The 22,685-nt window shown below is 67.2% G+C and carries 22 protein-coding genes; 16 read left to right on the forward strand and 6 right to left on the reverse strand.

Features of this window, described 5'->3' with window-relative positions; all coding sequences use genetic code 11:
• Positions 1-84 precede the first annotated feature (84 nt).
• Positions 85-1,101 carry an OmpA family protein gene (locus ACRDNQ_RS12690; RefSeq protein WP_431829019.1) on the reverse strand — a complete coding sequence of 339 codons (1,017 nt, stop codon included), beginning with the start codon at positions 1,099-1,101 and terminating at the stop codon, positions 85-87.
• Between the two features lie 215 nt (positions 1,102-1,316).
• Between ACRDNQ_RS12690 and ACRDNQ_RS12695 the strand changes: the two genes are divergently transcribed.
• The 5 genes from ACRDNQ_RS12695 (at position 1,317) to ACRDNQ_RS12715 (ending at position 6,318) form a co-directional block, all read left to right on the forward strand.
• The gene (locus ACRDNQ_RS12695) at positions 1,317-2,846 is read left to right on the forward strand and encodes an acyl-CoA carboxylase subunit beta (protein ID WP_431829020.1); all 1,530 of its coding nucleotides are present in this window, start codon (positions 1,317-1,319) and stop codon (positions 2,844-2,846) included.
• A 211-nt stretch (positions 2,847-3,057) separates the two neighbouring features.
• Positions 3,058-3,189 carry a hypothetical protein gene (locus ACRDNQ_RS12700; RefSeq protein ID WP_431829021.1) on the forward strand — a complete coding sequence of 44 codons (132 nt, stop codon included), beginning with the start codon at positions 3,058-3,060 and terminating at the stop codon, positions 3,187-3,189.
• 105 nt (positions 3,190-3,294) lie between these two features.
• Positions 3,295-3,654, forward strand: coding sequence for a hypothetical protein (locus ACRDNQ_RS12705; RefSeq protein WP_431829022.1), 360 nt, complete (start codon positions 3,295-3,297; stop codon positions 3,652-3,654).
• A 337-nt stretch (positions 3,655-3,991) separates the two neighbouring features.
• Entirely contained in the window at positions 3,992-4,192 is a 201-nt protein-coding gene (locus ACRDNQ_RS12710; protein WP_431829023.1) for a hypothetical protein, read from the forward strand.
• A 125-nt stretch (positions 4,193-4,317) separates the two neighbouring features.
• Positions 4,318-6,318 carry an acetyl-CoA carboxylase biotin carboxylase subunit gene (locus ACRDNQ_RS12715; RefSeq protein ID WP_431829024.1) on the forward strand — a complete coding sequence of 667 codons (2,001 nt, stop codon included), beginning with the start codon at positions 4,318-4,320 and terminating at the stop codon, positions 6,316-6,318.
• Positions 6,319-6,334: 16 nt separating this feature from the next.
• Here the strand turns inward: ACRDNQ_RS12715 and ACRDNQ_RS12720 are convergent, their stop codons facing one another.
• Positions 6,335-6,790, reverse strand: a complete 456-nt coding sequence (locus ACRDNQ_RS12720; protein ID WP_431829025.1) for a DUF4174 domain-containing protein — start codon at positions 6,788-6,790, stop codon at positions 6,335-6,337.
• 114 nt (positions 6,791-6,904) lie between these two features.
• On the opposite strand from ACRDNQ_RS12720, the gene scpA reads away from it, so the two are divergent.
• Genes scpA through ACRDNQ_RS12755 form a run of 7 tightly spaced genes read left to right on the forward strand, consistent with a single transcriptional unit; the run spans position 6,905 to position 13,010 of the window.
• The gene (gene scpA, locus ACRDNQ_RS12725; protein ID WP_431829026.1) at positions 6,905-9,025 is read left to right on the forward strand and encodes a methylmalonyl-CoA mutase; all 2,121 of its coding nucleotides are present in this window, start codon (positions 6,905-6,907) and stop codon (positions 9,023-9,025) included.
• Positions 9,026-9,084: 59 nt separating this feature from the next.
• Positions 9,085-9,831 (forward strand): alpha/beta hydrolase family protein, encoded by a 747-nt coding sequence (locus tag ACRDNQ_RS12730; RefSeq protein WP_431829027.1) that lies wholly within the window; start codon positions 9,085-9,087, stop codon positions 9,829-9,831.
• A 5-nt stretch (positions 9,832-9,836) separates the two neighbouring features.
• The gene (locus ACRDNQ_RS12735; protein WP_431829122.1) at positions 9,837-10,451 is read left to right on the forward strand and encodes a VOC family protein; all 615 of its coding nucleotides are present in this window, start codon (positions 9,837-9,839) and stop codon (positions 10,449-10,451) included.
• Positions 10,448-10,936 carry a GNAT family N-acetyltransferase gene (locus tag ACRDNQ_RS12740; protein ID WP_431829028.1) on the forward strand — a complete coding sequence of 163 codons (489 nt, stop codon included), beginning with the start codon at positions 10,448-10,450 and terminating at the stop codon, positions 10,934-10,936. Before ACRDNQ_RS12735 ends, ACRDNQ_RS12740 begins: the two co-directional genes overlap by 4 nt.
• A 31-nt stretch (positions 10,937-10,967) precedes the next feature.
• Positions 10,968-11,648: a TerB family tellurite resistance protein gene (locus tag ACRDNQ_RS12745; protein WP_431829029.1), complete on the forward strand. Its 681-nt coding sequence runs from the start codon at positions 10,968-10,970 to the stop codon at positions 11,646-11,648.
• A 4-nt stretch (positions 11,649-11,652) separates the two neighbouring features.
• Complete coding sequence (locus ACRDNQ_RS12750; protein ID WP_431829030.1) at positions 11,653-12,666, forward strand: endonuclease/exonuclease/phosphatase family protein; 1,014 nt, start codon at positions 11,653-11,655, stop codon at positions 12,664-12,666.
• A gap of 38 nt (positions 12,667-12,704) precedes the next feature.
• Positions 12,705-13,010, forward strand: a complete 306-nt coding sequence (locus tag ACRDNQ_RS12755) for an AAA+ family ATPase (protein WP_431829031.1) — start codon at positions 12,705-12,707, stop codon at positions 13,008-13,010.
• Here ACRDNQ_RS12755 and ACRDNQ_RS12760 read toward each other — a convergent pair.
• The 4 genes from ACRDNQ_RS12760 to ACRDNQ_RS12775 form a co-directional block, all read right to left on the reverse strand.
• Positions 13,007-14,551, reverse strand: coding sequence for a Ppx/GppA family phosphatase (locus ACRDNQ_RS12760; RefSeq protein WP_431829032.1), 1,545 nt, complete (start codon positions 14,549-14,551; stop codon positions 13,007-13,009). The two genes, ACRDNQ_RS12755 and ACRDNQ_RS12760, sit on opposite strands and share 4 nt — an antisense overlap.
• Positions 14,552-14,614: 63 nt before the next feature.
• Positions 14,615-16,786, reverse strand: coding sequence for an RNA degradosome polyphosphate kinase (locus tag ACRDNQ_RS12765; protein ID WP_431829033.1), 2,172 nt, complete (start codon positions 16,784-16,786; stop codon positions 14,615-14,617).
• Between the two features lie 43 nt (positions 16,787-16,829).
• On the reverse strand, positions 16,830-17,513 hold the full coding sequence (locus ACRDNQ_RS12770; RefSeq protein WP_431829034.1) for an HdaA/DnaA family protein: 684 nt from the start codon (positions 17,511-17,513) through the stop codon (positions 16,830-16,832).
• A 2-nt stretch (positions 17,514-17,515) separates the two neighbouring features.
• Positions 17,516-18,619 carry an AI-2E family transporter gene (locus ACRDNQ_RS12775; protein ID WP_431829035.1) on the reverse strand — a complete coding sequence of 368 codons (1,104 nt, stop codon included), beginning with the start codon at positions 18,617-18,619 and terminating at the stop codon, positions 17,516-17,518.
• Positions 18,620-18,748: 129 nt separating this feature from the next.
• On the opposite strand from ACRDNQ_RS12775, the gene proS reads away from it, so the two are divergent.
• From proS to ACRDNQ_RS12795, 4 genes are all read left to right on the forward strand, one after another.
• Positions 18,749-20,092: a proline--tRNA ligase gene (gene proS, locus ACRDNQ_RS12780; RefSeq protein WP_431829036.1), complete on the forward strand. Its 1,344-nt coding sequence runs from the start codon at positions 18,749-18,751 to the stop codon at positions 20,090-20,092.
• Between the two features lie 157 nt (positions 20,093-20,249).
• Positions 20,250-21,536 carry a lipoprotein-releasing ABC transporter permease subunit gene (locus tag ACRDNQ_RS12785; RefSeq protein WP_431829123.1) on the forward strand — a complete coding sequence of 429 codons (1,287 nt, stop codon included), beginning with the start codon at positions 20,250-20,252 and terminating at the stop codon, positions 21,534-21,536.
• Entirely contained in the window at positions 21,529-22,206 is a 678-nt protein-coding gene (locus ACRDNQ_RS12790; protein ID WP_431829037.1) for an ABC transporter ATP-binding protein, read from the forward strand. The genes ACRDNQ_RS12785 and ACRDNQ_RS12790 overlap by 8 nt, the downstream gene beginning before the upstream one ends.
• A 71-nt stretch (positions 22,207-22,277) precedes the next feature.
• Positions 22,278-22,685, forward strand: coding sequence for a c-type cytochrome (locus tag ACRDNQ_RS12795; protein ID WP_431829038.1), 408 nt, complete (start codon positions 22,278-22,280; stop codon positions 22,683-22,685).

The following is a 22,685-nucleotide window of genomic DNA, read 5'->3' on the forward strand; positions in this document are numbered from 1 at the left end:
GGTTATCGCCGCCACGCGGGCTTGTCCATGTGCGTCGCCGCACGGGCTTGTCGCCGCGCGTCGCCGCGCGGGGCGTGGGCAGCGTCATCGCATGACCATCTCGACGCGCCGGTTCATCTGTCGCCCCGTCTCGGTGGCGTTCGAGGCCACCGGAGACAGTGCCGCCACGCCCGCGGGCACGATGCGGTCGCGCGCGATGCCCCGTGCGGCAAGCGCCTCGACCACGGCTTCGGCGCGTTCGCGCGACAGGACGAGGTTGGCCTCGAAGCTGCCGACATTGTCGGTATGTCCGACGATATAGACGCCGATCTCGGGCGCGTCGAAGAGAAGCTTCGCCATTTCGTCCAGCGCCGGCGCGCTTTCGGGCGTGAGGACCGAGGTGCCGAAGTCGAAATAGATGTTGTCGAGCGCGATCCGGCCGGTGTCGTCAAGCGCCGTGCGCATGGCGGCGGCGTCGATCATCCGCGCCTCCATCGCCCGCGTCTGCACGATGTCGAGGTGAAGGATCGCGCGCTCGAAGGTTTCGGGGAAACGCTTGAAATTGTTGCGCGCCACATAAAGCCCCAGGGACGTCGAGCCGTCCGCCGACCGGGCTGCCAGGTAGTGGTCGTCGGACAGACCGGTGAAGGCATAGCGGCTGAGATCGCCCAGCGTCTCGAGCCGCCGGTCCTGTGTCCAGAGGATGCGGCTGCCCATCGCCTCGTTGCGGCCGCAGTCCGCACCCGAACACTCGAACAGAACGGTGAAGCCCGCAGCCGTCAGCGCGTCGCGGTAGTTGCGGACCACCTCGAGCGGACTGCGGCCTTCGGGCGCGGCGTAGAGGCGGCGCAGATACCGGCCTTCGAGGCGTTCCTCGCGTTCGCCGCGCCAGACGTCACCGTCCTTCACGGCCGGGCCGGTGGGAAGGGCGAAGGCCGCGAAGGCCTGTTCGTCGCCGCCGATCAGGCAAGCGCCCTCATAGACCGGCAGGCCGTCGGCCGGACCAAGGGAAATGGCCGGACATTCGGTCTGGGCAAGCGCGGTCTGGGCAAGCGCCGTCTGGGCAAGCGCGGGCAGGGCGAGACATGCGGCAACGGCAGCAATCATGAAGCGTTGAGGCATCGCGGCGGACTCCGGCCAATCGGTTGTTTGCGGAATTACGGCGGAGGGAGCGCGTCGTGGTCAAGTGAAAACACAAGCCGGAAGTATCTGCAAATTAGCGATCATTACTTTGCAGAACTTTGCAAATTCGCGAGAAAGTCCTTCCCGATCTGCGCGGCGCGGGCTAGCCAGCCAGCAGGACCCGGGGAGGGGTACGGACCCGCGAGGAGGACGCCATGAAGATCCTGCAGGAACTCGAGCGGCGGCGGGCGGCCGCCCGTCTTGGCGGCGGCGAAAGGCGCATTGCTGCGCAGCATGCCAAGGGCAAGCTCACCGCGCGCGAACGGATCGAGCTTCTGCTTGACGAAGGGTCGTTCGAGGAATTCGACATGTTCGTCACGCACCGCACGACCGACTTCGGGATGGCCGACCAGAGGCATCCGGGCGACGGCGTGGTCACGGGGTGGGGCACGATCAACGGCCGCATGGTCTATGTGTTCAGCCAGGACTTCACGGTGCTTGGCGGCTCGGTCAGCGAAACCCACGCCGCCAAGATCTGCAAGATCATGGACATGGCGATGCAGAACGGCGCCCCGGTGATCGGCCTCAACGACTCGGGCGGCGCCCGCATCCAGGAAGGCGTGGGCAGCCTTGCCGCTTATGGCGAGGTCTTCCAGCGCAACATCGAAGCCTCGGGCGTGGTGCCCCAGATCAGCGTGATCATGGGGCCCTGCGCGGGCGGTGCGGTCTATTCGCCCGCGATGACCGACTTCATCTTCATGGTGAAGGACAGCTCGTACATGTTCGTGACCGGGCCCGACGTGGTGAAGACCGTGACCAACGAGGTCGTCACCGCCGAGGAACTGGGCGGCGCATCGACCCACACGCGCAAGTCCTCGGTCGCCGACGCGGCCTTCGAGAATGACGTCGAGGCGCTGATGGAAGTGCGGCGCCTGGTGGACTTCCTACCGCTGAACAACCGCCAGAAGCCGCCCAAGCGCCCCTTCCACGACAATCCCGAGCGGATCGAGGAAAGCCTCGATACGCTCATCCCGACGAACCCCAACCAGCCCTACGACATGAAGGAACTGATCCTGAAGGTCGCCGACGAAGGGGACTTCTTCGAGATCCAGGAGGGCTACGCGCGCAACATCATCACCGGGTTCATCCGGCTCGAGGGATCGACCGTCGGGGTCGTCGCCAACCAGCCGATGGTGCTGGCCGGCGTCCTTGACATCGACAGCGCGCGCAAGGCCGCGCGCTTCGTGCGCTTCTGCGACGCCTTCGAGATCCCGATCCTCACCTTCGTCGACGTGCCGGGGTTCCTGCCCGGAACGACGCAGGAATACGGCGGGGTCATCAAGCACGGCGCCAAGCTGCTGTTCGCCTATGGCGAGGCCACGGTGCCCAAGGTGACGGTGATCACCCGCAAGGCCTATGGCGGGGCCTATGTGGTGATGGCCTCGAAGCATCTGCGCGCCGACATCAACTATGCCTGGCCCACCTCGGAGATCGCCGTGATGGGGTCGAAGGGCGCGGTCGAGATCCTCTTCCGGTCCGAACTGGACGACCCCGAGAAGATCGCCGAGCGCACGGCCTATTACGAAAACAACTTCTCCAACCCCTTCCGCGCGGCCGAGCGCGGCTTCATCGACGAGGTCATTCAGCCTCGCTCGACCCGCCGCCGGGTGGCGCGCGCCTTTGCCGCGCTCAAGGCCAAACAGCGGCAGATGCCGTGGAAGAAGCACGACAACATCCCGCTATGAAAGGCTGCGTGATCATCCGATCCGGCACGGGGTCCAGGAAGCGTGTCTTTGTTGCCGCGCCTGACGTTTCATTTGCGGAATTCGTCTATGATTCCAAGGCGCCATGCGCTAGCTTCGCCGCGGACGCTGCCAAATGCGTCAGTAAACCGGACGAGGGGTGTGCGGGCTGGCCTTGCCAGACGACCGCCCGTAACGAACAGAGGAGCCTGAAATGTCGACGAGCGCCAAAGCAATTATCGCGATGTTCCTTTTCACGGTGGTCGCGGCTTGCGCCCAGCAGGAAGAGGTTGTCGTTGTCGAGCCCGCGCCGATCGTGGAAGAGCCGACCAGCAACAAGTTCTGATCTGGTCCGCGTCACGGCGCCTGAAGGCGCCGGGCGCGTCACCACGAGCTTGCGCGCCCGGAATTCGCAGGTCGAATTCCGGGCGTTTGCGTCTGGAGACCGGCCATGCTGAAGCATCGCGGGTTTCCCGGACGCCTTCCCGGGACTGACTTCCAGTTCACCATCCGCCGCGCCAACCCGAAGGGCGCCACGCCGATCATCCGCCGCGACCGGCATGCGGACCGCAGGCCGGCCGACCGGCGCGCCGATCTGGCTTTCGTGGCCGCGCTCTGGGATCATTTCGGGACCGAGCCCTTCGAGCGCGGCAACCTCGATGCGGGCCGGTTGTCCTGGCTGTTCGGGCGCGAGGTCGTCGCGGTCGATGATCCGTTCGACCCGACCGACTACGAGGCACGCCTTCGCATCGACGAAGCCCGCGCCCGGGCAAGCTTTCCCGAGGCCTTCGAGGACGAGGGATCGGCATGATCCTGCCGGGCCCGTGCGATCCACGGCAATTCCCTGCCGGTGCCTGCACGGCGTCGATCTCTCCGTTTGCGCGGGCGCGCCGTTTGGGGGAACCTCGGGCCGAGGCGGTCGTCTTCAGCACCTCGACTGCCTCCAATCGTCAATACCGTTACCCTTCCCCCTACCTGCGGTCTGGTCCCTCCCGGGCCAGGCCGCACCCGTCGTTCCGGCCTATCGCGGCAATTCCGGGACGCTCGGGATTCCCCATCGGCGTTCGATCGTCTATGCTTTGCGGCGCGGCACCCACGTTCCCACAGAGGGACGGCGCCGCGAGGCACAGGCAAGGAGACACGATCACATGCAACGCAAGGCAACAGTCGCGGCGTTCGCCGGACTTCTCGCCCTGTCCGCCTGCGGCGAAACGGTGGGCGAACAGGCGATCATCGGGGCGGCGGCCGGCGTGGGCACGGCCCTTCTCATCGACGGCAACATCGGCGCGGGTGCCCTTCTGGGCGCGGGCGTCAATCTGCTTGTCTGCAGCCAGAGCGGAAGCTGCTGACGCCGAAATCGGGGCGGCGGGCCTGACGGTCCGCGCCGGAACGAAAGCCGCCGCGGGTCCGGCCCGCGGCGGCTTTTCCATTGCCTGCGCCGCGATGCCGCGCGCGGGCCGTCAGGGGGACAGGGATGTTTGACAAGATCCTCATCGCGAACCGGGGCGAAATCGCCTGTCGCGTGATCAAGACCGCGCGGAAGATGGGCATCGCCACGGTCGCGATCTATTCGGACGCCGACGCGAATGCGCTGCACGCGCGCATGGCCGACGAGGCGATTCACATCGGCCCGCCGCCGGCGAATCAATCCTATATCGTCATCGACAAGGTGATGGCCGCGATCCGCGAAAGCGGCGCGCAGGCGGTGCATCCCGGCTATGGCTTCCTGTCCGAGAACCCGAAGTTCGCCGAGGCCCTTGATGCCGCGGGCGTGGCCTTCATCGGCCCGCCGAAGACCGCGATCGAGGCGATGGGCGACAAGATCACCTCGAAGAAGATTGCGGCCGAGGCCGGCGTTTCGACCGTGCCCGGATACATGGGGCTGATCGCCGACGCCGACGAGGCGGTGAAGATCAGCCGCGAGGTCGGCTACCCGGTGATGATCAAGGCCTCGGCTGGCGGCGGCGGCAAGGGCATGCGCATCGCCTGGACCGACGCAGAGGCGCGCGAGGGCTTCCAGTCCTCGAAGAACGAAGCCGCGTCCAGCTTCGGCGACGATCGCATCTTCATCGAGAAGTTCGTGACCCAGCCCCGCCACATCGAAATCCAGGTGCTGGCCGACCGCCACGGCAACTGCGTCTATCTGGGCGAACGGGAATGCTCGATCCAGCGGCGCAACCAGAAGGTCATCGAAGAGGCCCCGTCACCCTTCCTTGACGCCGCCACCCGCAAGGCGATGGGCGAGCAGGCCGTGGCCCTGGCGCAGGCCGTCGGCTATGCCAGCGCAGGCACGGTCGAGTTCATCGTCGATGGCGACCGGAACTTCTATTTCCTCGAGATGAACACCCGCCTTCAGGTCGAGCATCCGGTGACCGAGCTGATCACCGGCATCGACCTTGTCGAGCAGATGATCCGGGTGGCCGCGGGCGAGCGTCTGCCGTTCGCCCAGGACGACATCCGCCTGCATGGCTGGGCGATCGAAAGCCGGCTTTACGCAGAAGACCCCTATCGCGGCTTCCTGCCGTCGATCGGGCGGCTTTCGCGGTATCGCCCGCCCGCCGAGGTGGCCGAGCCCACGCGCGCCGTGCGCAACGACACGGGCGTCTTCGAGGGCGGCGAGATCAGCATGTTCTACGACCCGATGATCGCCAAGCTGTGCACCTGGGCGCCCGACCGGGCCGGCGCGATCGCCGAGATGCGCAGCGCGCTTGACGCCTTCGAGGTGGAAGGCATCGGGCACAACCTGCCGTTCCTGTCCGCGGTCATGGATCATCCGCGCTTCGTCTCGGGCCAGATCACGACCGCCTTCATCGCCGAGGAATATCCCGACGGCTTCGAAGGGGTCGAGCCTGCGGGCCGGACACTGCACCTGCTGGCCGCGGTCGCGGCCTTCATGAAGATGCGCAAGGAGGAACGCGCCGCGCAGATCTCGGGCGCGATGGAGCACCACAAGCGCACCGTGGGCGGCGACTGGGTGGTCTTCCTGGGGGGGGCGAGGATCCCCGTGACCATCGACGAGACCGGCGAGGGCACCCAGGTCGTGTTCGAGGACGGCACGCACCTGCGCCTGACCTCGGACTGGGTTCCGGGGCGGACCCTGTTCCGGGGGCGGATCGGTGACGAGGAGATCATCGTCAAGACCGAACTGATCGGCGTCGGCGCGCGGCTTCGGTATCGCGGGGCGGACTTCCGTGCGGTCGTGCGCACGCCCCGTCACGCCGAACTTGCGGCGCGCATGCCCGAGAAGGTTCCGCCCGACACCTCGAAGCTGCTTCTCTGCCCGATGCCGGGGCTTGTCGTGCGCATCGATGTCGAAGTCGGGCAGGAGGTGCAGGAAGGTCAGACGCTTTGCACCGTCGAGGCCATGAAGATGGAGAACATCCTGCGCGCCGAGCGCAAGGGCGTGGTGGCGAAGATCCACGCCGGGGCCGGCGACAGCATGGGCGTCGACGACGTGATCATGGAGTTCGAGTGACCGCCGCGGCGATCCCCTACCGCCCTTCGCGGATCTCGCGCCGGCGCAGCGGCATGCTGTCGATCGAGCGGCTGATCTCGCGCACGTCCCAGGGCACGGGCTTGCGCAATTCGATCCGGCCGTCCTTGTCGAGTACGGCCAGCATGAAACCGCGCGGGCGCAGCCTGAGCCGCCACTCCGACCGCGCCTCGGGATCGGCGTCGACGATGATCACAACGTCGCGGATCGCAAGTTCCTCGGGCCGGGCCTGCAGAAGCGTGATCTGGCGCTGGAAGTCGGGGTTGCGCGCGGTCTCGGCGAAGACGACGACCGGGCGCGCAAGCCACAGGAATTCGTCGATGCCGACCTCGGTCGCCTCGAAGATGGTTGTCTTGTCGGCCTCCCAGCGTTCGGCCGCTGTCAGGGCGCTGTCGGTGGCCAGGGCCGCCGCGGGAATCGCAAGCGCGACGAATAGTGCTGCCAGACGTTTCATCCTGCCTCCTTACATCCCGCATATAGGGGGCGGCGCCGGGAAATCGAAGGTCTTTCGGTCGCATGGCGACCCCGTGGCCCGGCATCACCAGCTTCAGACCGAAAGGGCACCGACATGAGCGACTGGAAGGCACTGGCCGAGAAGGAGTTGCGCGGCCGCCCCCTGGGCGATCTTGACTGGCAAACCCTTGAGGGGATTCGCATCAGGCCGCTTTACACCGCGGCCGACCTCGACGGGCTGTCGCATCTGGACGGCCTGCCAGGGTTCGCGCCCTTCACACGCGGCGTGAAGGCCACGATGTACGCCGGGCGGCCCTGGACGATCCGGCAATACGCGGGCTTCTCGACCGCCGAGGAGTCGAACGCCTTCTACCGCAGGGCGCTTGCCGCCGGGCAGCAGGGCGTCAGCGTGGCCTTCGACCTGGCGACCCATCGCGGCTATGACAGCGACCACGAGCGTGTCCTCGGCGATGTGGGCAAGGCCGGCGTCGCCATCGACAGCGTCGAGGACATGAAGATCCTTTTCGACGGAATCCCGCTTGACCAGGTCAGCGTGTCGATGACCATGAACGGCGCCGTGATTCCCGTTCTGGCCAGTTTCATCGTCGCCGGCGAAGAGCAGGGCGTGGCCCGGGCAGAGCTTTCGGGAACGATCCAGAACGACATCCTCAAGGAGTTCATGGTTCGCAACACCTACATCTACCCGCCAGAACCAAGCATGAGGATCGTGGCGGATATCATTGAATTCACGTCGAAAGAGATGCCGAAGTTCAACTCGATCTCGATCTCGGGCTACCACATGCAGGAGGCCGGCGCGAACCTTGTGCAGGAGCTTGCCTTCACGCTGGCCGACGGGCGCGAATATGTACGCGCGGCCATCGCGCGGGGCATGGACGTGGACGCCTTCGCGGGGCGACTGAGCTTCTTCTTCGCGATCGGGATGAACTTCTTCATGGAAGTGGCCAAGCTGCGCGCGGCACGGCTGCTGTGGCACCGGATCATGTCCGAGTTCCAGCCGAAGAAGCCGCAGTCCTCGATGCTGCGCACGCATTGCCAGACAAGCGGCGTGAGCCTGCAGGAACAGGACCCCTACAACAACGTGGTCCGCACCGCCTACGAGGCGATGGCGGCGGCGCTGGGCGGCACGCAGTCGCTGCACACCAACGCGCTGGACGAGGCGATCGCCCTGCCAACTGAATTCTCTGCGCGAATTGCACGCAATACACAGCTGATATTGCAGGAGGAAACGGGAATTACCCATGTCGTCGATCCGCTGGCGGGCTCGTATTACGTGGAAAGCCTGACGGCCGAGTTGGCCGACCGGGCCTGGGCCCTGATCGAGGAGGTCGAGGCCATGGGCGGCATGACCAAGGCCGTGGCAAGCGGCATGCCCAAGCTTCGGATCGAAGAGACGGCGGCCCGGCGGCAGGCGATGATCGACCGTGGTGAAGAGGTGATCGTCGGCGTCAACAAGTACCGCAAGGATCGGGAAGATCCGATCGACATCCTCGAGATCGACAACGCGCAGGTGCGCGCGGCGCAGGTCGCGCGGCTTGAGGCTGTGCGCGCAGGGCGCCACGACGACGCCTGCGCATCGGCCCTGACGGAACTGACGCGGCGGGCGGCCGAGGGCGGCAACCTTCTGGAGGCGGCGGTCGAGGCGGCGCGCGCGCGCGCAACGGTAGGAGAGATTTCGATGGCGATGGAAAAGGTGTTCGGGCGGCATCGCGCCGAGGTGAAGACCCTCGCCGGGGTCTATGGCGCCGCCTACGAGGGCGACGAGGGCTTCGCGGCGATCCAGAAGGATGTCGAGGCCTTCGCCGAAGAGGAAGGCCGCCGGCCGCGAATGCTGGTGGTGAAGATGGGCCAGGACGGCCACGACCGGGGCGCCAAGGTCATCGCCACGGCCTTTGCCGACATCGGCTTCGACGTGGACGTGGGGCCGCTGTTCCAGACGCCCGACGAGGCGGCGCAGGACGCGGTCGACAACGACGTGCACGTCGTCGGCGTTTCGAGCCAGGCCGCCGGCCACAAGACGCTGGCGCCGAAGCTGATCGAGGCGCTGAAGGCGAAGGGGGCGGGGGAGATCATCGTGATCTGCGGCGGCGTCATTCCGCAGCAGGATTACGAGTTCCTGCGCGCGGCGGGCGTCAAGGCGATCTTCGGACCGGGCACCAACATCCCGGCGGCGGCGGCGGATATTCTTCGGCTTATCCGCGCGGCGCGCGCAGCGTGAAGCGCGCCTCCGGCGGGAGTATTTGACAAGAGAAGACGCTGCAGGGGCAGGGCGCGGACATGGGCGGGCTGACGCTTGAGATGCTGGGTGACGGGCCGGTCTACGGGCCGGAAGGCGGCGGCGGCCTGCCCGCGCTTGTCATCCTGCACGGAGCGGAAGGGCCGATGGCGGGCTGGTCGCACCGCTTCGCGGCGATCCTTGCCGCGCAGGGGATGCTGGCTTTGCCGGTCTCCTACGGCGAGGGCACGATCTTCGGCGCGGGGCCGATCCGCGAGGTCGATCTGAGGGGCGTCGTCGCCGCGGGCGCGGCGCTGGCGGGGCATCCGCGCTGCGGCGGGCGCGTTGGGCTTCTGGGCTGGTCGCGGGGCGGCGAGGCGGCGATGCATGTCGCGGCCCTGGGCGCCGAGGCCGCGCCCTTCGCGGCGATCGCGGCCCATGCCCCCGCGGACCGCTGCATCGCAGCCTTCGATCCCGTGTCCTGGCGCCCGGGCCTGACGCCCGATCTGGTCGATCCGGCGGCCCCCCGCGCCTGGGTCTGGCCCGGGCGCGAGGCCGAGCTTGTCCCGGGCAGGGAGATCGCCGTCGAGCGTTTCGCCGGCCCGATGTTCCTGTCCGTCGGCGACGCCGACGAAATCTGGGACCATCGCATGACCCTGAGGCTTGCCGAACGACGCCGGGCCGCGGGCCGTCCGGTCGAGCTTGCCGTCTGGCCGGGGCAGGGGCATGGCCTTGGCTTTGACGTGGAGCCCCGTCTCTGGGCGCGGCTCGGTGCATTCTTCGGCGCGCATCTGACGGGGGCGGCATGACGGTTCTGACGCTTGATCATTTCGCGGTGGCGGGCGAAACGCTTCGGGCGGCGGTCGCCCATGTCGAGGCGGCGCTGGGCGTCGAACTTCAGCCCGGCGGCGTGCATGTCGAGATGGGCACGCACAACCGGCTTCTGTCGCTGGGTCCGGGGCTTTACCTTGAGGCCATCGCAGTCAATCCCGAGGCGGCGCATCCGGCACGGCCGCGCTGGTTCGACCTTGACCGGTTCGCCGGCCCGCCGCGGATCACCAACTGGATCGCCCGGACCGATGACCTGGCCGGTGTCCTCGAGACGGCGCCCGAAGGGATGGGCGTGCCGGTCTCGTTCACGCGGGGCGCCTACCACTGGCAGATGGCGGTGCCGGGCAGCGGGCGGCTTCCGTTCGATGGCGCGGCACCGGCGCTGATCCAGTGGGAGGGGGCGCTTCACCCCGCCGACAAGTTGCCGGACGCGGGGTGCCGTCTGCGCCGGCTGCGCATCGCCCATCCCGAAGCCGGGGCACTTCTGGCGGCCTTTCCCGCGCTTGCGGGCCTCGCGCTGGTCGAGCTTGCCTACGGGCCCGAGGTGCGGATCGAGGCCGAGATCCACACGCCATCAGGGCTTCGGGTGCTCGCATGACACCGCGCGCCGCGGATGCCGGGGACGCGGCGGCGATCGCGGAGATCTGGAACGCGATCATTCGTGACACGCTTGTGACCTTCAACCCGATCGAGAAGTCCCGGACCGAGGTCGAGGCGCTGATCGCGGCGCGGATCGGGGCGGCAGGCGGGACCTTCGTGGCCGAGATCGGCGGCCGCGTGGCGGGGTTCGCGAGCTACGCCCAGTTTCGCGGCGGCGCGGGATATGCCCGCACGATGGAGCACACGATCCTTCTGGCGCCGGAGGCGCGGGGACAGGGATTTGGCCGGGGCCTGATGGCGGCGGTCATGGAGGACGCACGCGCCAAGGGCGTGCATTCGCTTTTCGCCGGCGTGAGCGGCGCCAACCCCGAAGGCCGTGCCTTCCACTGCGCGTTGGGGTTCCAGGAGGTCGCCGTGCTGCGCGAGGTGGGCTGGAAATGGGGCCGCTGGCATGACCTCCACCTGATGCAGAAACGGCTGTAATCCCCGCCGCGGCGCGGCTAGGCTTCGGATCATGTCGATCTGGACACGCATAGCCGACGCCCTGTCCGCGCTGGTCTCGGGCGAGACGCTGGCGGCCGTGTTCGACAAGCTCCGCACCCCGCCCGAGCGCACCGTCGCCTTCGCCATCGCGGTGATCGCTCTGGGGGCGAAGATGGCCAAGGCCGACGGGCTTGTGACGCGGAACGAGGTGTCGGCCTTCCGCGAGGTCTTCGAGATCCCGGCCGGCGAAGAGGCGAATGCGGCGCGCGTCTTCAATCTGGCCCGGCAGGACGTGGCCGGCTTCGAGGAATACGCCGGGCGCATCGCGGGGATGTACGGCGAAGGCGACAAGGCGCTGTGCCACATCGTCGAAGGGCTGTTTCACATCGCGGTGGCCGATGGCGACTATCACCCGAACGAAGACACCTTCCTGCAGCGGGTGGCCGAGATCTTCGGCCTGACCGAGCGCGAGTTCCGCGCGATCCGGACGCGCTTCGTTCCGAACACCCCGCCCGACCCCTGGGCCGTGCTGGGCGTGGAACCGGGAACCCCGCTCGATGAGGTGCGCGCCGCCTGGCGGGCGCTTGTGCGCGACGGCCACCCCGATCAACTCGTGGCGCGCGGCCTGCCCGAAGAGGCGGTGAAACTGGCCCAGGCGCGGCTTCAGGCGATCAACGCCGCCTGGGACGAGATCGCGGCGGGCCGGGCCTGAGCGAATGCGGCTGGCCACCTATAACGTCGAGTGGTTCGCCAATCTCTTCGACGACGACGGATTGCTTCAGGCCGATCACGGCTGGTCGGGCCGGCAGGATGTGCGCCGGCGCGACCAGGCCGAGGCGCTTGGCATCGTCTTCACCGCCCTCGACGCCGATGCGGTCATGGTGATCGAGGCCCCCGACGGCAGCCGGCGGCGGTCCGGCACCAAGGCGCTCGAAAGCTTCGCGGCGGCGTTCGGTCTGCGACAGCGCCGGGCCGTGATGGGGTTCCTGAGCGACACCCAGCAGGAGATCGCGCTTCTTTTCGACCCCGACAGGCTGTCGGCGCATCACGACCCGCGCGGCGGCACGCCCGGAGAAGGCGGCGTTCCGCGCTTCGACGAAAGCTTTCGGATCGACCTTGACATCGACGCCAAGCCCGAACGGGTGAAGTGGTCGAAGCCGCCGCTGGAACTGGCGGTGACGACCCAGACCGGCACGACGCTGCGGATGATCGGGGTGCACGCCAAGTCGAAGGCGCCGCACGGCGCCCAGGGCAAGGAAGCCATCATGCGCGCGGCGATCGAGAATCGCCGCAAGCAATTGGCCCAGTGCATCTGGCTGCGTCTTCGTGTGGAAGAGCATCTTGCCGCCGCCGAGCCGCTGATCGTCATGGGCGACTTCAACGACGGTCCCGGACTTGACGAATACGAAAAGCTCTTCGGGCGGTCGGGCGTCGAGGTGGTGATGGGCGAAGACGGAAAGGAACAGCTTCACGATCCCCACGCCCGAGAGGCGATGACCCGGCACTTCAGCGCGCCTGCGACCGCGCGCTTCTTTCTTGCCGACGAGGGGCGATGGCTGTCCGCGCTTCTCGACTATATCATGGTATCTCCCGATCTTCTGGACAGGCAGCCCGCCTGGCGGATCTGGCATCCCTTCGACGATCCGGCCTGTTACCGCACGCCGGAACTGCGCGAGGCGCTTCTGACCGCGTCCGACCATTTTCCGGTGACGCTGGATATCGACCTCTGAGGCTTAAAGACGCCGGCCCGATCGCCTATATTGGCGGGATGAGACAGCTTGTCATGATGACGGCCCTCTGGCTGGCCGCCGTTCCCGCCGCCGCGCAGGACAGCGACATCGACGAGGGCAGGGACCTTCTTTCCGAAGGCACGCGCCTTCTGTTGCGCGGCCTCCTGGCCGAGATGGAACCCGCCCTGCGCGGGCTTCAGGGCGCGCTTCGCGACCTCGACGCCTATCACGCACCCGAGATCCTGCCCAACGGCGACATCATCATCCGGCGCAAGACCCCGGAAGAACGCGCGGTGCCCGCGCCCGACCCCACGCCAGACGGCGCCGACGGGATCGAGCTTTAGGCGACCTTCGTCGTCACCTGCGTGGCGCCCAGCGACTGGGCGAGCGAATTGAAGCGGGCTTCCACCACCTCGCCCCAAAGCGGGGCCGAGTTGGCGGTCAGCCGCAGTTCCAGCACCTTCTTTTTGGGCATCCAGGACAGCTCGCCCAGGTGATTGGTCGAACTGGCCGAGAACATCGCCCCGAAGCGCATCGCCTTGCCAAGGATCTCGGCCTCGCGCAGGTCGGTTTCGGTCAGCAGGCCGAACAGCGGCTCGAAGCGTGATCCGGCGCGGCTGTTCTTGTAGCGGTGCAGAAGGGCGAGGCCGATGAAGATGCGTTCCTGGTGTGTCAGCCCGCCCAGGTTCGCCCGTGTCGCGTTGTCGAAGCAGACCTCGTGGCGATAGTCGGGATGCGCGCGCCAGCTGACGTCGTGCAGCAGGCAGGCGGCCTTGATGATGCGGCGGCGCTCGTCGTCTGCGCGCGGGAAAAGCGGCAGGATGAACTGGTAAAGGCGCTTGCCGAAGCCTGGAATCCGGGCGTCCTTGGCTTCGGCGAAGCGGCAGGCCTCGATCAGCGGGTCGCGGTCGCGAAGCTCTTTCGGCATCTGTTCGTAGAGCATCCCTTCGCGGATGCCATAGCTCGACAGCGCGATGTCGTGCGGCTTGAACGCCTTGACCAGTTCCTTCAGGACAAGGCTTGCGATCGGCACAAGCTCGATCCGCTCGCTGGACAGGCCAAGGCGCAGGCGCAGCTCGTCGATGTTGCTGTCGGCGATGTAGGAGACGGTCTTGGTGACGTCGGCGCGGCTCATCCGGTATTCGTGCAGGACCGACAGCGGATAGTTCCGCCGATCCATGTCGATCCGGCCGATGGCGCGCCAGGATCCGCCGACCAGGAACAAGCGGTCGGGCTGGGGTCCCATCCTGTCCTTCAGTTCGGCCACGCGCTGCGCGATCACCTTGCGCAACGCCTTCTTGCCGCCGGGAAGCGAGCGCAGCAAAAGCGGCCCAAGGCGCGAGGTCACCCGCTTGCCGACGCGGCCGTCGTGAAGCTCGGCCAGTTCCATGGACGACCCGCCGATGTCGCAGACAAGGCCATAGGCCCCGGGCCAGCCCAGAAGGACGCCCTGCGCCGAAAGCCGCGCCTCTTCCTCGCCGTCGATGACGTACAGCCGAAGACCCGTGGTCGCCTCGACCTCGGTGCGGAAGGCTTCGCCGTCTGCGGCCTCGCGCACGGCGGCGGTGGCCACCGCCGTCAGCGGGGCGATTCCCATTCCTTCCGCCAGCGTCTGGAAGCGTCTCAGGGCGGCCAGCGCGCGCACCTTGCCTTCGGGGTTCAGCTGGCCGGTCTCGGCCAGCCCGCGGCCCAGGGCGCACATGATCTTTTCATTGTAGAAATAGGCTGGGCTGCGCGCCGCGCCGTCGAACACCACAAGCCGGACCGAGTTCGATCCAACATCGACGACGCCCACGCGCGACAGTGACCTTGCGGCCATGTCCCGGAAGAGCGGGCGACCGAACGGGCCCCAGTCGTCTTCTGCGGCCTCTCCGCGTCCGTCCATTCGTTTCCCCCCGGATGGCGGCTTGGGTATCGGGCGGCAGACTGCATCGCCCGGCCGGACAGGTCAATCGTCGCCGTGGGCCAGTTGTGGCACATCCGCCGCCCCGGCCGACCCGCGCCCGGAAAGCGACGGGTTTTCCATGAAGAAGCGATGGCAGTTGAACGGCGTGCCGTCGGTCGTCGTGCCCGGGCGGCTGTAGCTGCCATCGGGCGCCAGCACCCAGCTTTGCGCCACGTCGGCAAGGTTGGCCGCCATGATCTGGCTCATGATCTGGGCCTTGACGGTGTTGTTGTGGATCTCGACCAGGGTCTCGACCCGGCGCGACAGGTTGCGATCCATCCAGTCGGCCGACGAGATGTAGACCCGCGCCTTCTTCGACGGCAGCCCGTGCCCGTCGCCGAAGCAGACGATGCGCGAATGCTCCAGGAAGCGGCCGACGATCGACTTGACGCGGATGTTCTCGCTCAGGCCCTTGATGCCGGGGCGCAGGCCGCAGATGCCGCGCACGACTAGGTTGATCTTCACGCCGGCCTGGCTGGCAAGGTAAAGCGCGTCGATCACGTCGGGTTCGATCAGCGCGTTCATCTTGGCCCAGATTTCGGCCTTGCGGCCCTGAAGGGCGTGGTCGGCCTCGGTCGCGATCCGGTCGAGCAGCGTGGACTTGAGGTTCAGCGGCGAGATCGCAAGGTTTTCAAGCCCGTCGGGCTGGGCGTAGCCCGACAGGTAGTTGAAGACCTTTGTCGCGTCGCGCCCCAGCGAGGCGTCGCAGGTGAAGAAGCTGAGGTCGGTATAGATGCGCGCCGTGATCGGGTGGTAGTTCCCGGTTCCGTAATGCGTGTAGGTGACAAGCTTGCCGCCCTCGCGCCGCACGACGGTCGAGATCTTGGCGTGCGTCTTGAGGTTGATGAAGCCATAGACGACATGCGCGCCCGCGCGTTCCAGCCGCCGCGACTGCCGGATGTTCGCGGCCTCGTCGAAGCGCGCCTTGAGTTCGACCAGTGCGGTCACCGACTTGCCGTCCTCGGCCGCCTCGCACAGCGCCTCGACGATGGGGCTGCGGTTCGAGGTGCGATAGAGCGTCTGCTTGATCGCCAGAACGTTCGGGTCGCGCGCGGCCTGCTGGAGGAAGCGCACCACCATGTCGAACGTCTCGTAGGGGTGGTGAAGCAGCATGTCCTTCTGGCGGATCGCCGCGAACATGTCGCCGTCGTGGTCCTGCACGCGCTCGGGCACGCGGGGCGTGAACGAGGGCCACAGAAGATCGGGACGGCTGTCCAGCACAAGTTCGCCCAGGTCGGCCATGCCGATCAGGCCGTCGATCGGGATCACCTCGTCCTCGGTGACCTCGAGTTCCTCCATCACCACCGACTTGAGGGCTTCGGGCGCGTCGGCCGAGATCTTCATCCGCACGACCTCGCCCCGGCGGCGGCGCTTCAGCGCGACCTCGAATTCCCGAACCAGGTCTTCGGCTTCTTCCTCGAGCTCGAGGTCGCTGTCGCGCAGGATGCGGAAGCTGCAGAATGCCTTCATCTGGTAGCCGGGGAACAGCCGGTCGAGGTGAAGAAGCAGAAGCTCCTCAAGCGGCAGGAACCGGTGACGGCCGTCCTCGGACGGCAGCGGCACGAAGCGGTCGATCTGGTGCGGGATGGGCAGCAGCGCCAGCAGAAGCCGCTTGTCGTCGCGCCGCTGAAGCTGCAGCGCAAGCGAGAAGCCTTCGTTCGGGATGAACGGGAAGGGGTGCGCGGGGTCGATGGCCAGCGGTGACAGGATCGGGAAGACCTGATCGCGGAAGACATCGTCAAGATAGGTGCGGTCGGCCTTGGTCAGACGCTCGCGTGTCAGAAGGGCGATGCCCTCGCCCTCCATCTCCTTCTTCAGCACCTCCCAGACCCTGAGCTGTTCCTGGATCAGGCGCCGGGCATCGGCATTGATCAGCACTAGCTGTTCGGCCGGGGTGCGCCCGTCGATCGCGGGCGTGGTGTTGCCGGCACGGGCCAGTTCGCGCAGGCCGGCGACCCGGACGGTGTAGAATTCGTCAAGGTTGGTGGCCGAGATCGACAGGAAGCGCAGCCGTTCGAGCAGCGGAACCTTGGGGTTCGACGCCTCTTCGAGAACGCGCCAGTTGAACGCAAGCCACGACAGCTCGCGGTTGAAGAACCGGCTCGGGCCGCCAAGGTCGGCCCCCTCGAGTGCCGCGGGCGCCGGAAAGGGCGAATTCAGGAAATCACTGGTCATCGTGCTAAGATCATTGAACATGGCTGTGGCAGAAAGATGGTGGTCAGTCGCCCGGATTGCCAGTTTCGCCAAGGATTTCCGCAACGAAGGGCCGGGTAATCGCCCGTTTCTGCGCCAGCGCCTTCTGATCGATGCGCGCGACGATCGCCTGCGCCGCGGCGAACGAGCGTTCGATCCGCGACGCGAGGTAGGCGACCACGGCGGGGTCGACGGCAAGCTGCCGGTCGTCGAAGAACTTGAGAAGAAGTCCCGACAAGAGCGTGTCGTCTGGTTCGTTCAGCCGGGCAAGGCCGGCGGCCTGAAGGCGGCTGGCAAGATCGGGCAGCGACAGGCGCCACTGCGCTGGCGCCCTGCGCGCCGTCAGAAGCAGCCAGCCGCCGCTTTCCTGCAGCAGGTTGTGAAGCCCCAGAAGCCGAAGCTCGGTCTCGGGGTCGTCGATCCGGTCGGCATCCTCGATCGCGATGCGGGCCTCGGGCGCGAGTGGCCGTCCAAGCACGCCGGCAAGCGCATCCGTCGCCAGAATCGTGGCCCCGGACTCGGCCGCCCAGACATGCGCTAGGTGGGTCTTGCCCGATCCTGCAGGACCGGTGAGGACCAGCTTGCGCCCGGGCCAGGCCTGCCAGCCCTCGATGCCGCGCACGGCATCCGCGTTGGGCGGCGCCACCAGGAAATCGCTGCGGCCAAGCGCCGCTTTCGCGGGCAGGGAAAACGCCAGTTGCTCGGCCATGGCTAGTCCTGGTCGCCGCCGCCGGACGCGCCGTCTGTTCCGGTGCCCGATCCGGCATCTGTGCCCTGGTATAGCCGTCCGTCGCGGTAACGCTCGAGCGCGAAGCGGGCCAGAACCCCCAGCGCCGCCGAGACCGGAACCGCCACCAGCATGCCGACAAAGCCGAAAAGCGTGCCGAAGGCCGACAGCGCGAAGATCAGCCAGACCGGATGCAGGCCAACCGACTGGCCCACGAGGTTCGGCGACAGGATGTTGCCCTCGACGAACTGGCCGAAAAAGAAGATGCCCGCGACAGCCGCGATCCAGACCCAGTCGCCCCAGAACTGAAACAGCGCCAGCCCGATCGCCAGAATGCCCCCCAGAAGCGCGCCGACATAGGGGATGAAGGTGACAAGTCCGGCCAGTGCGCCGATGACCGCGCCGAAATTCAGCCCCACCAGCATCAGGGCGGCGGCATAGTAGATCCCGAGGATCAGGCAGACCGCGCCCTGTCCCCGGATGAACGCGGCCAAGGTCCGGTCGATCTCGGCGGCAAGATGGCGCACCGTGGGGGCGTGATCGCGCGGTAGAAGGTCATCGACTTTCGCCACCAGCTTGTCCCAGTCGAGCAGCAGGTAGAACGTCACCACCGGCACAAGGACGATCAGCACCAGGACGTTGATCAGGCTCATCGCCGAATTCAGAAGCGTGTCGACGATTTCGCCGCTGCGCGACTGGATCATTTCGCCCAGCGCCACAAGGCTTTGACGCATCTGCGAGTCGGGGTCGAGAAGGGCCGGGAAGCGGGTGGTCAGGAAGGTTTCCAGTTGCCCCAGCAGCTTCGGCATCGCGTCGAAAAGTCCGATCGCCTGTTCGACCAGGGTCGGGATCACCAGAAGCGCAAGGACCAGAAAGACGATCACCGCGAAGAAGGTGATCGTGATGGTGGACCAGATCCGTGAAAAGCCGTGACGTTCCAGCCAGTCGGCGATGGGATCAAGCAGATAGGCGATCGCGCCGCCCAGAACGAAGGGCAGGATCACGTCGCCCAGCAGCCACAGGATCGCCACCAACGCCACGGCGGCGACGATCCAGTACCTGATCTGCAACTGGACGGGCAGGGCCACGCGGCGCATCCTTCGACTTCGGTCCTGACTGTCTTGACGCATCGGGCGGCGCGGCGCAAGCGGCGGGGCTTGCCGGTCGGGGACCGATCCCCTAGACGAAGCGGGCAACGCCTGATGAATGGACGACCCATGCGCCTTTCCCGCTATTTTCTGCCGGTTCTGAAGGAAACACCCGCCGAGGCCCAGATCGTGAGCCACCGCTACATGCTGCGGGCGGGCATGATCAAGCAGGCCAGCGCCGGCATCTATTCCTGGCTGCCGCTGGGCTACAAGGTGCTGCGCCGGGTCGAGCAGATCGTTCACGAGGAACAGATCCGCGCGGGACACATCCCGATGCTGATGCCGACACTTCAGTCGGCGGACCTGTGGCGCGAAAGCGGGCGCTACGACGACTATGGCGAAGAGATGCTGCGCATCAAGGACCGCCACGACCGGGACATGCTCTACGGGCCAACGAACGAAGAGTTGATCACCGACATCTTCCGGTCGAACGTCACCAGCTACCGCGACCTGCCACTGACGCTCTACCACATCCAGTGGAAGTTCCGCGACGAGATCCGCCCGCGGTTCGGCGTGATGCGCGGCCGCGAGTTCCTGATGAAGGACGGCTACAACTTCGATCTGACGAAGGAAGACGCGCTGCACGCCTACAACCGTCACCTTGTCAGCTACTTGCGCACCTACGAACGGATGGGCCTTCAGGCGATCCCGATGCGCGCCGCCTCGGGGCCGATCGGCGGCGACAACACGCACGAATTCCTGGTGCTGGCCGAGACCGGCGAATCCGAGGTCTTCTACGACAGCGCCGTGACCGACATCCGTCTGGGCGAACGCGAGATCGACTATGACGACAAGGCCCAGTGCCAGGCGATCCTCGAAGAATTCACCGCGCTTTACGCCCGCACCGACGAGACCCATGACGAAGCCGCCTTCGCCGCGATCCCCGAGGCACGGCGGCGGTCCGCGCGCGGGATCGAGGTGGGCCAGATCTTCTATTTCGGCACAAAGTATTCCGAACCCATGGGGGCGATGGTCACCGATGCCGACGGCAACCGCGTGCCGGTGCACATGGGCTCGCACGGGATCGGGGTCAGCCGGCTTCTGGGCGCGATCATCGAGGCCAGCCACGACGAGCGCGGCATCATTTGGCCCGAAGGCGTGACGCCGTTCCATGTCGGCATCGTCAACCTCAAGCAGGGCGACGGGGCGGCGGACGTGGCCTGCGACGGGCTTTATGCCGCGCTCGCCGCGCGCGGTCTCGAGCCGCTTTACGACGACACTGCCGAACGCGCTGGTGCCAAGTTCGCCACGATGGATCTGATCGGCCTGCCCTGGCGGATCACGGTCGGGCCGCGCGGCCTTGCCAACGGGGTGGTCGAACTGACCAGCCGCCGGACCGGCGAAAGCGAAGAGATGAGCCCCGAGGCTGCCGTGGCGAAGGTGGCCGAGATCTATGGCAGGTCGTCCCTCTGATCGGGGCCGCTGCGGCGGCGGACAGGGTCGCGCGATCGTGATGGCCGCCCGTCGCCGCTTTCCGCCCGGCACGCGTGCCGGGCACGTTGTGGATGGGTCGAAAAGCCGCTAGGGCTTGCGTCCAGACGGCTGGAAGGCCCAAGCAGGAAGGTCCCGGATCGTGCAATCCACCCCGCCCTTCGCCCGCCACGAATGGCTGATCGCCTGGCGCTATCTGCGCGCCAAGCGCGCCGACGGCGGGGTCAGCGTGATGACCTGGATCAGTCTGATCGGGATCATGCTGGCGGTTGCCGCACTGATCATCACGCTTGCCGTGCGCGCGGGTTTCCGGGCCGAATTCGTCGACACGATCCTGGGCGCCAACGCCCATGTCACGCTTTATTCGGCGACCTTCGTGACCGAAACCGGGCAAAGCACCCGCGTGCTCGAGGACTATGCCGCGATTGCCGCACGGGTGGCCGAGGTGCCGGGCGTCACCCGCGTCGCGCCGCTGGTGAAGGGCCAGGTCATGGCCACGGCCGGGCGGCAGAACACCGGCGTTGAGGTCTTCGGCATCGCTGCCGGGGATCTGGCCACGATCCCGCGCATCGCCGCTGCCACGGATGTGCAGGGCAGCCTCGCGGACTTCGAGCGTGGCGTGGCCATCGGCTCGGGCGTGGCGCGGGCGCTGGGCGTGGGCGTGGGCGACACGGTGCGGCTGATCTCGCCCGACGGGGTTCGCACCGCCTTCGGCACGAGCCCGCGCGTGTCGGACTATTCGGTGGTCTTCATCTTCACCTCGGGCCGCTTCGACATCGACCGGACGCGGCTTTACATGCCCTTCGCCGAGGCGCAGGTCTATTTCAACCGCGAAGGCGTGGCCGACGAGCTTGAGATCATGGTCGCCGAGCCCGAGCGCGTCGAGGAACTTGGCCCCGCCCTGATCGAGGCCGGCGGCGAGCGCACGCTTCTGTGGACCTGGAAGGACAGCGCCGGAGCCTATCTGCGCGCGCTCGAGGTCGAGGACACGGTGATGTTCGTGCTGATGAGCGTGCTTGTCCTGATCGCCTCGATGAACATCATCTCGGGCCTCGTGATGCTGGTGAAGAACAAGGGGCGCGACATCGGCATCCTGCGCACGATGGGGCTGACCGAAGGCTCGGTGATGCGCGTCTTCTTCATCTGCGGGGCGCTTGTGGGGCTGATCGGCACGACGCTGGGCGTGATCCTGGGCTGTCTGTTCGCCTATTACTTCGACCCGATCCTGGCCTTCGTGAACGGCGCGTCGGGCGGCGGGGTCTGGGACGCCAGCGTGCGGGGCATCTATCGCCTTCCGGCGCGGCTTGAACTGGGAGATGTGCTGTCGGCGGTGGGGCTGTCGCTGGGCCTCTCGTTCGTCGTCACGCTGTTTCCGGCGCGTCGGGCGGCGCGCATGAACCCGGTCGAGGCGCTGCGCTATGAGTGACGTGGCACTTCAGCTTCGCGGGATCGCCAAGGCCTATCTTCGCGGCACCCCGGCCGAGGTCACCGTGCTGAAGGGCGCGGACCTGACGCTTCATCGGGGCGAGATCGTGGCCCTTGTGGCGCCCTCGGGCGCGGGCAAGTCGACGCTACTGCACATCGCGGGACTTCTCGACACGGCCGATGCCGGGACGGTGACGATCGGCGGAACGGACTATACCGCGGCCTCGGACCGGCGCCGGACCGAGGCCCGGCGCCGCGAGGTGGGTTTCGTCTATCAGTTCCACCACCTTCTGCCCGAGTTCACCGCAGCCGAGAACGTGGTGCTGCCGCAACTCGCCAACGGGGCCTCGGGCGCCAGCGCGCGGGCGCGCGCGGACGAGCTTCTGGCGCGTGTCGGGCTCGAGGCGCGCGCCGATCATCGGCCGGCGGCCCTGTCGGGGGGCGAACAGCAGCGCGTGGCCTTCTGCCGGGCGCTGGCCAATGCGCCGCGCGTCCTTCTGGCGGACGAGCCCACCGGAAATCTTGATCCCGCAACCTCGGAACGGGTGTTCGGCGTGCTGATGGCGCTGGTGCGCGAAACCGGGATGGCGGCGCTGATCGCCACCCACAACCCCGAACTTGCCGCGCGCATGGACCGCACATTGCACCTTCAGGGCGGAGCGCTGGTCTGACCGGCTGATACAGATCAAGGCCGTCGGTTCGGGACTGGGGCAGTGTGCCCATGATCACAGGGAGACGCGACATGACCCACCTTCCCGTTCTGGTCCTTGGCACCGCTCTGGCCGTGGCGCTTGGGACGACGGCGCCCGCGCAGGATGCCGAAAGCGGCGCGGTGCTGTTTCTCGATCACTGCGCGACCTGTCACGGCGTCGCCGCCGAGGGCGACGGCCCGATGACGGCGATCCTGTCGGTGCAGCCGCCCGACCTGACGCAACTGGCGCGGGCCGAGGGCGGAACCTTCCCGCTGGAACGCGTGGTGCGGCGCATCGACGGGCGCGACGAGGTGCTGGCCCACGGCGGTCCGATGCCGGTCTTTGGAATGATCCTGGGCACCGAAAGCGGCCTGATCGACGCCTTCGACGGCACGCCCGTCTTCACGACGCAGGCCGTGGTCGACATCGCGGCCTGGCTCCAGACGGTGCAGAAATAG

It is taken from the genome of Saliniferula longa (assembly GCF_050789285.1).
In the GTDB taxonomy this organism is placed as follows: domain Bacteria; phylum Pseudomonadota; class Alphaproteobacteria; order Rhodobacterales; family Rhodobacteraceae; genus CAVPWP01.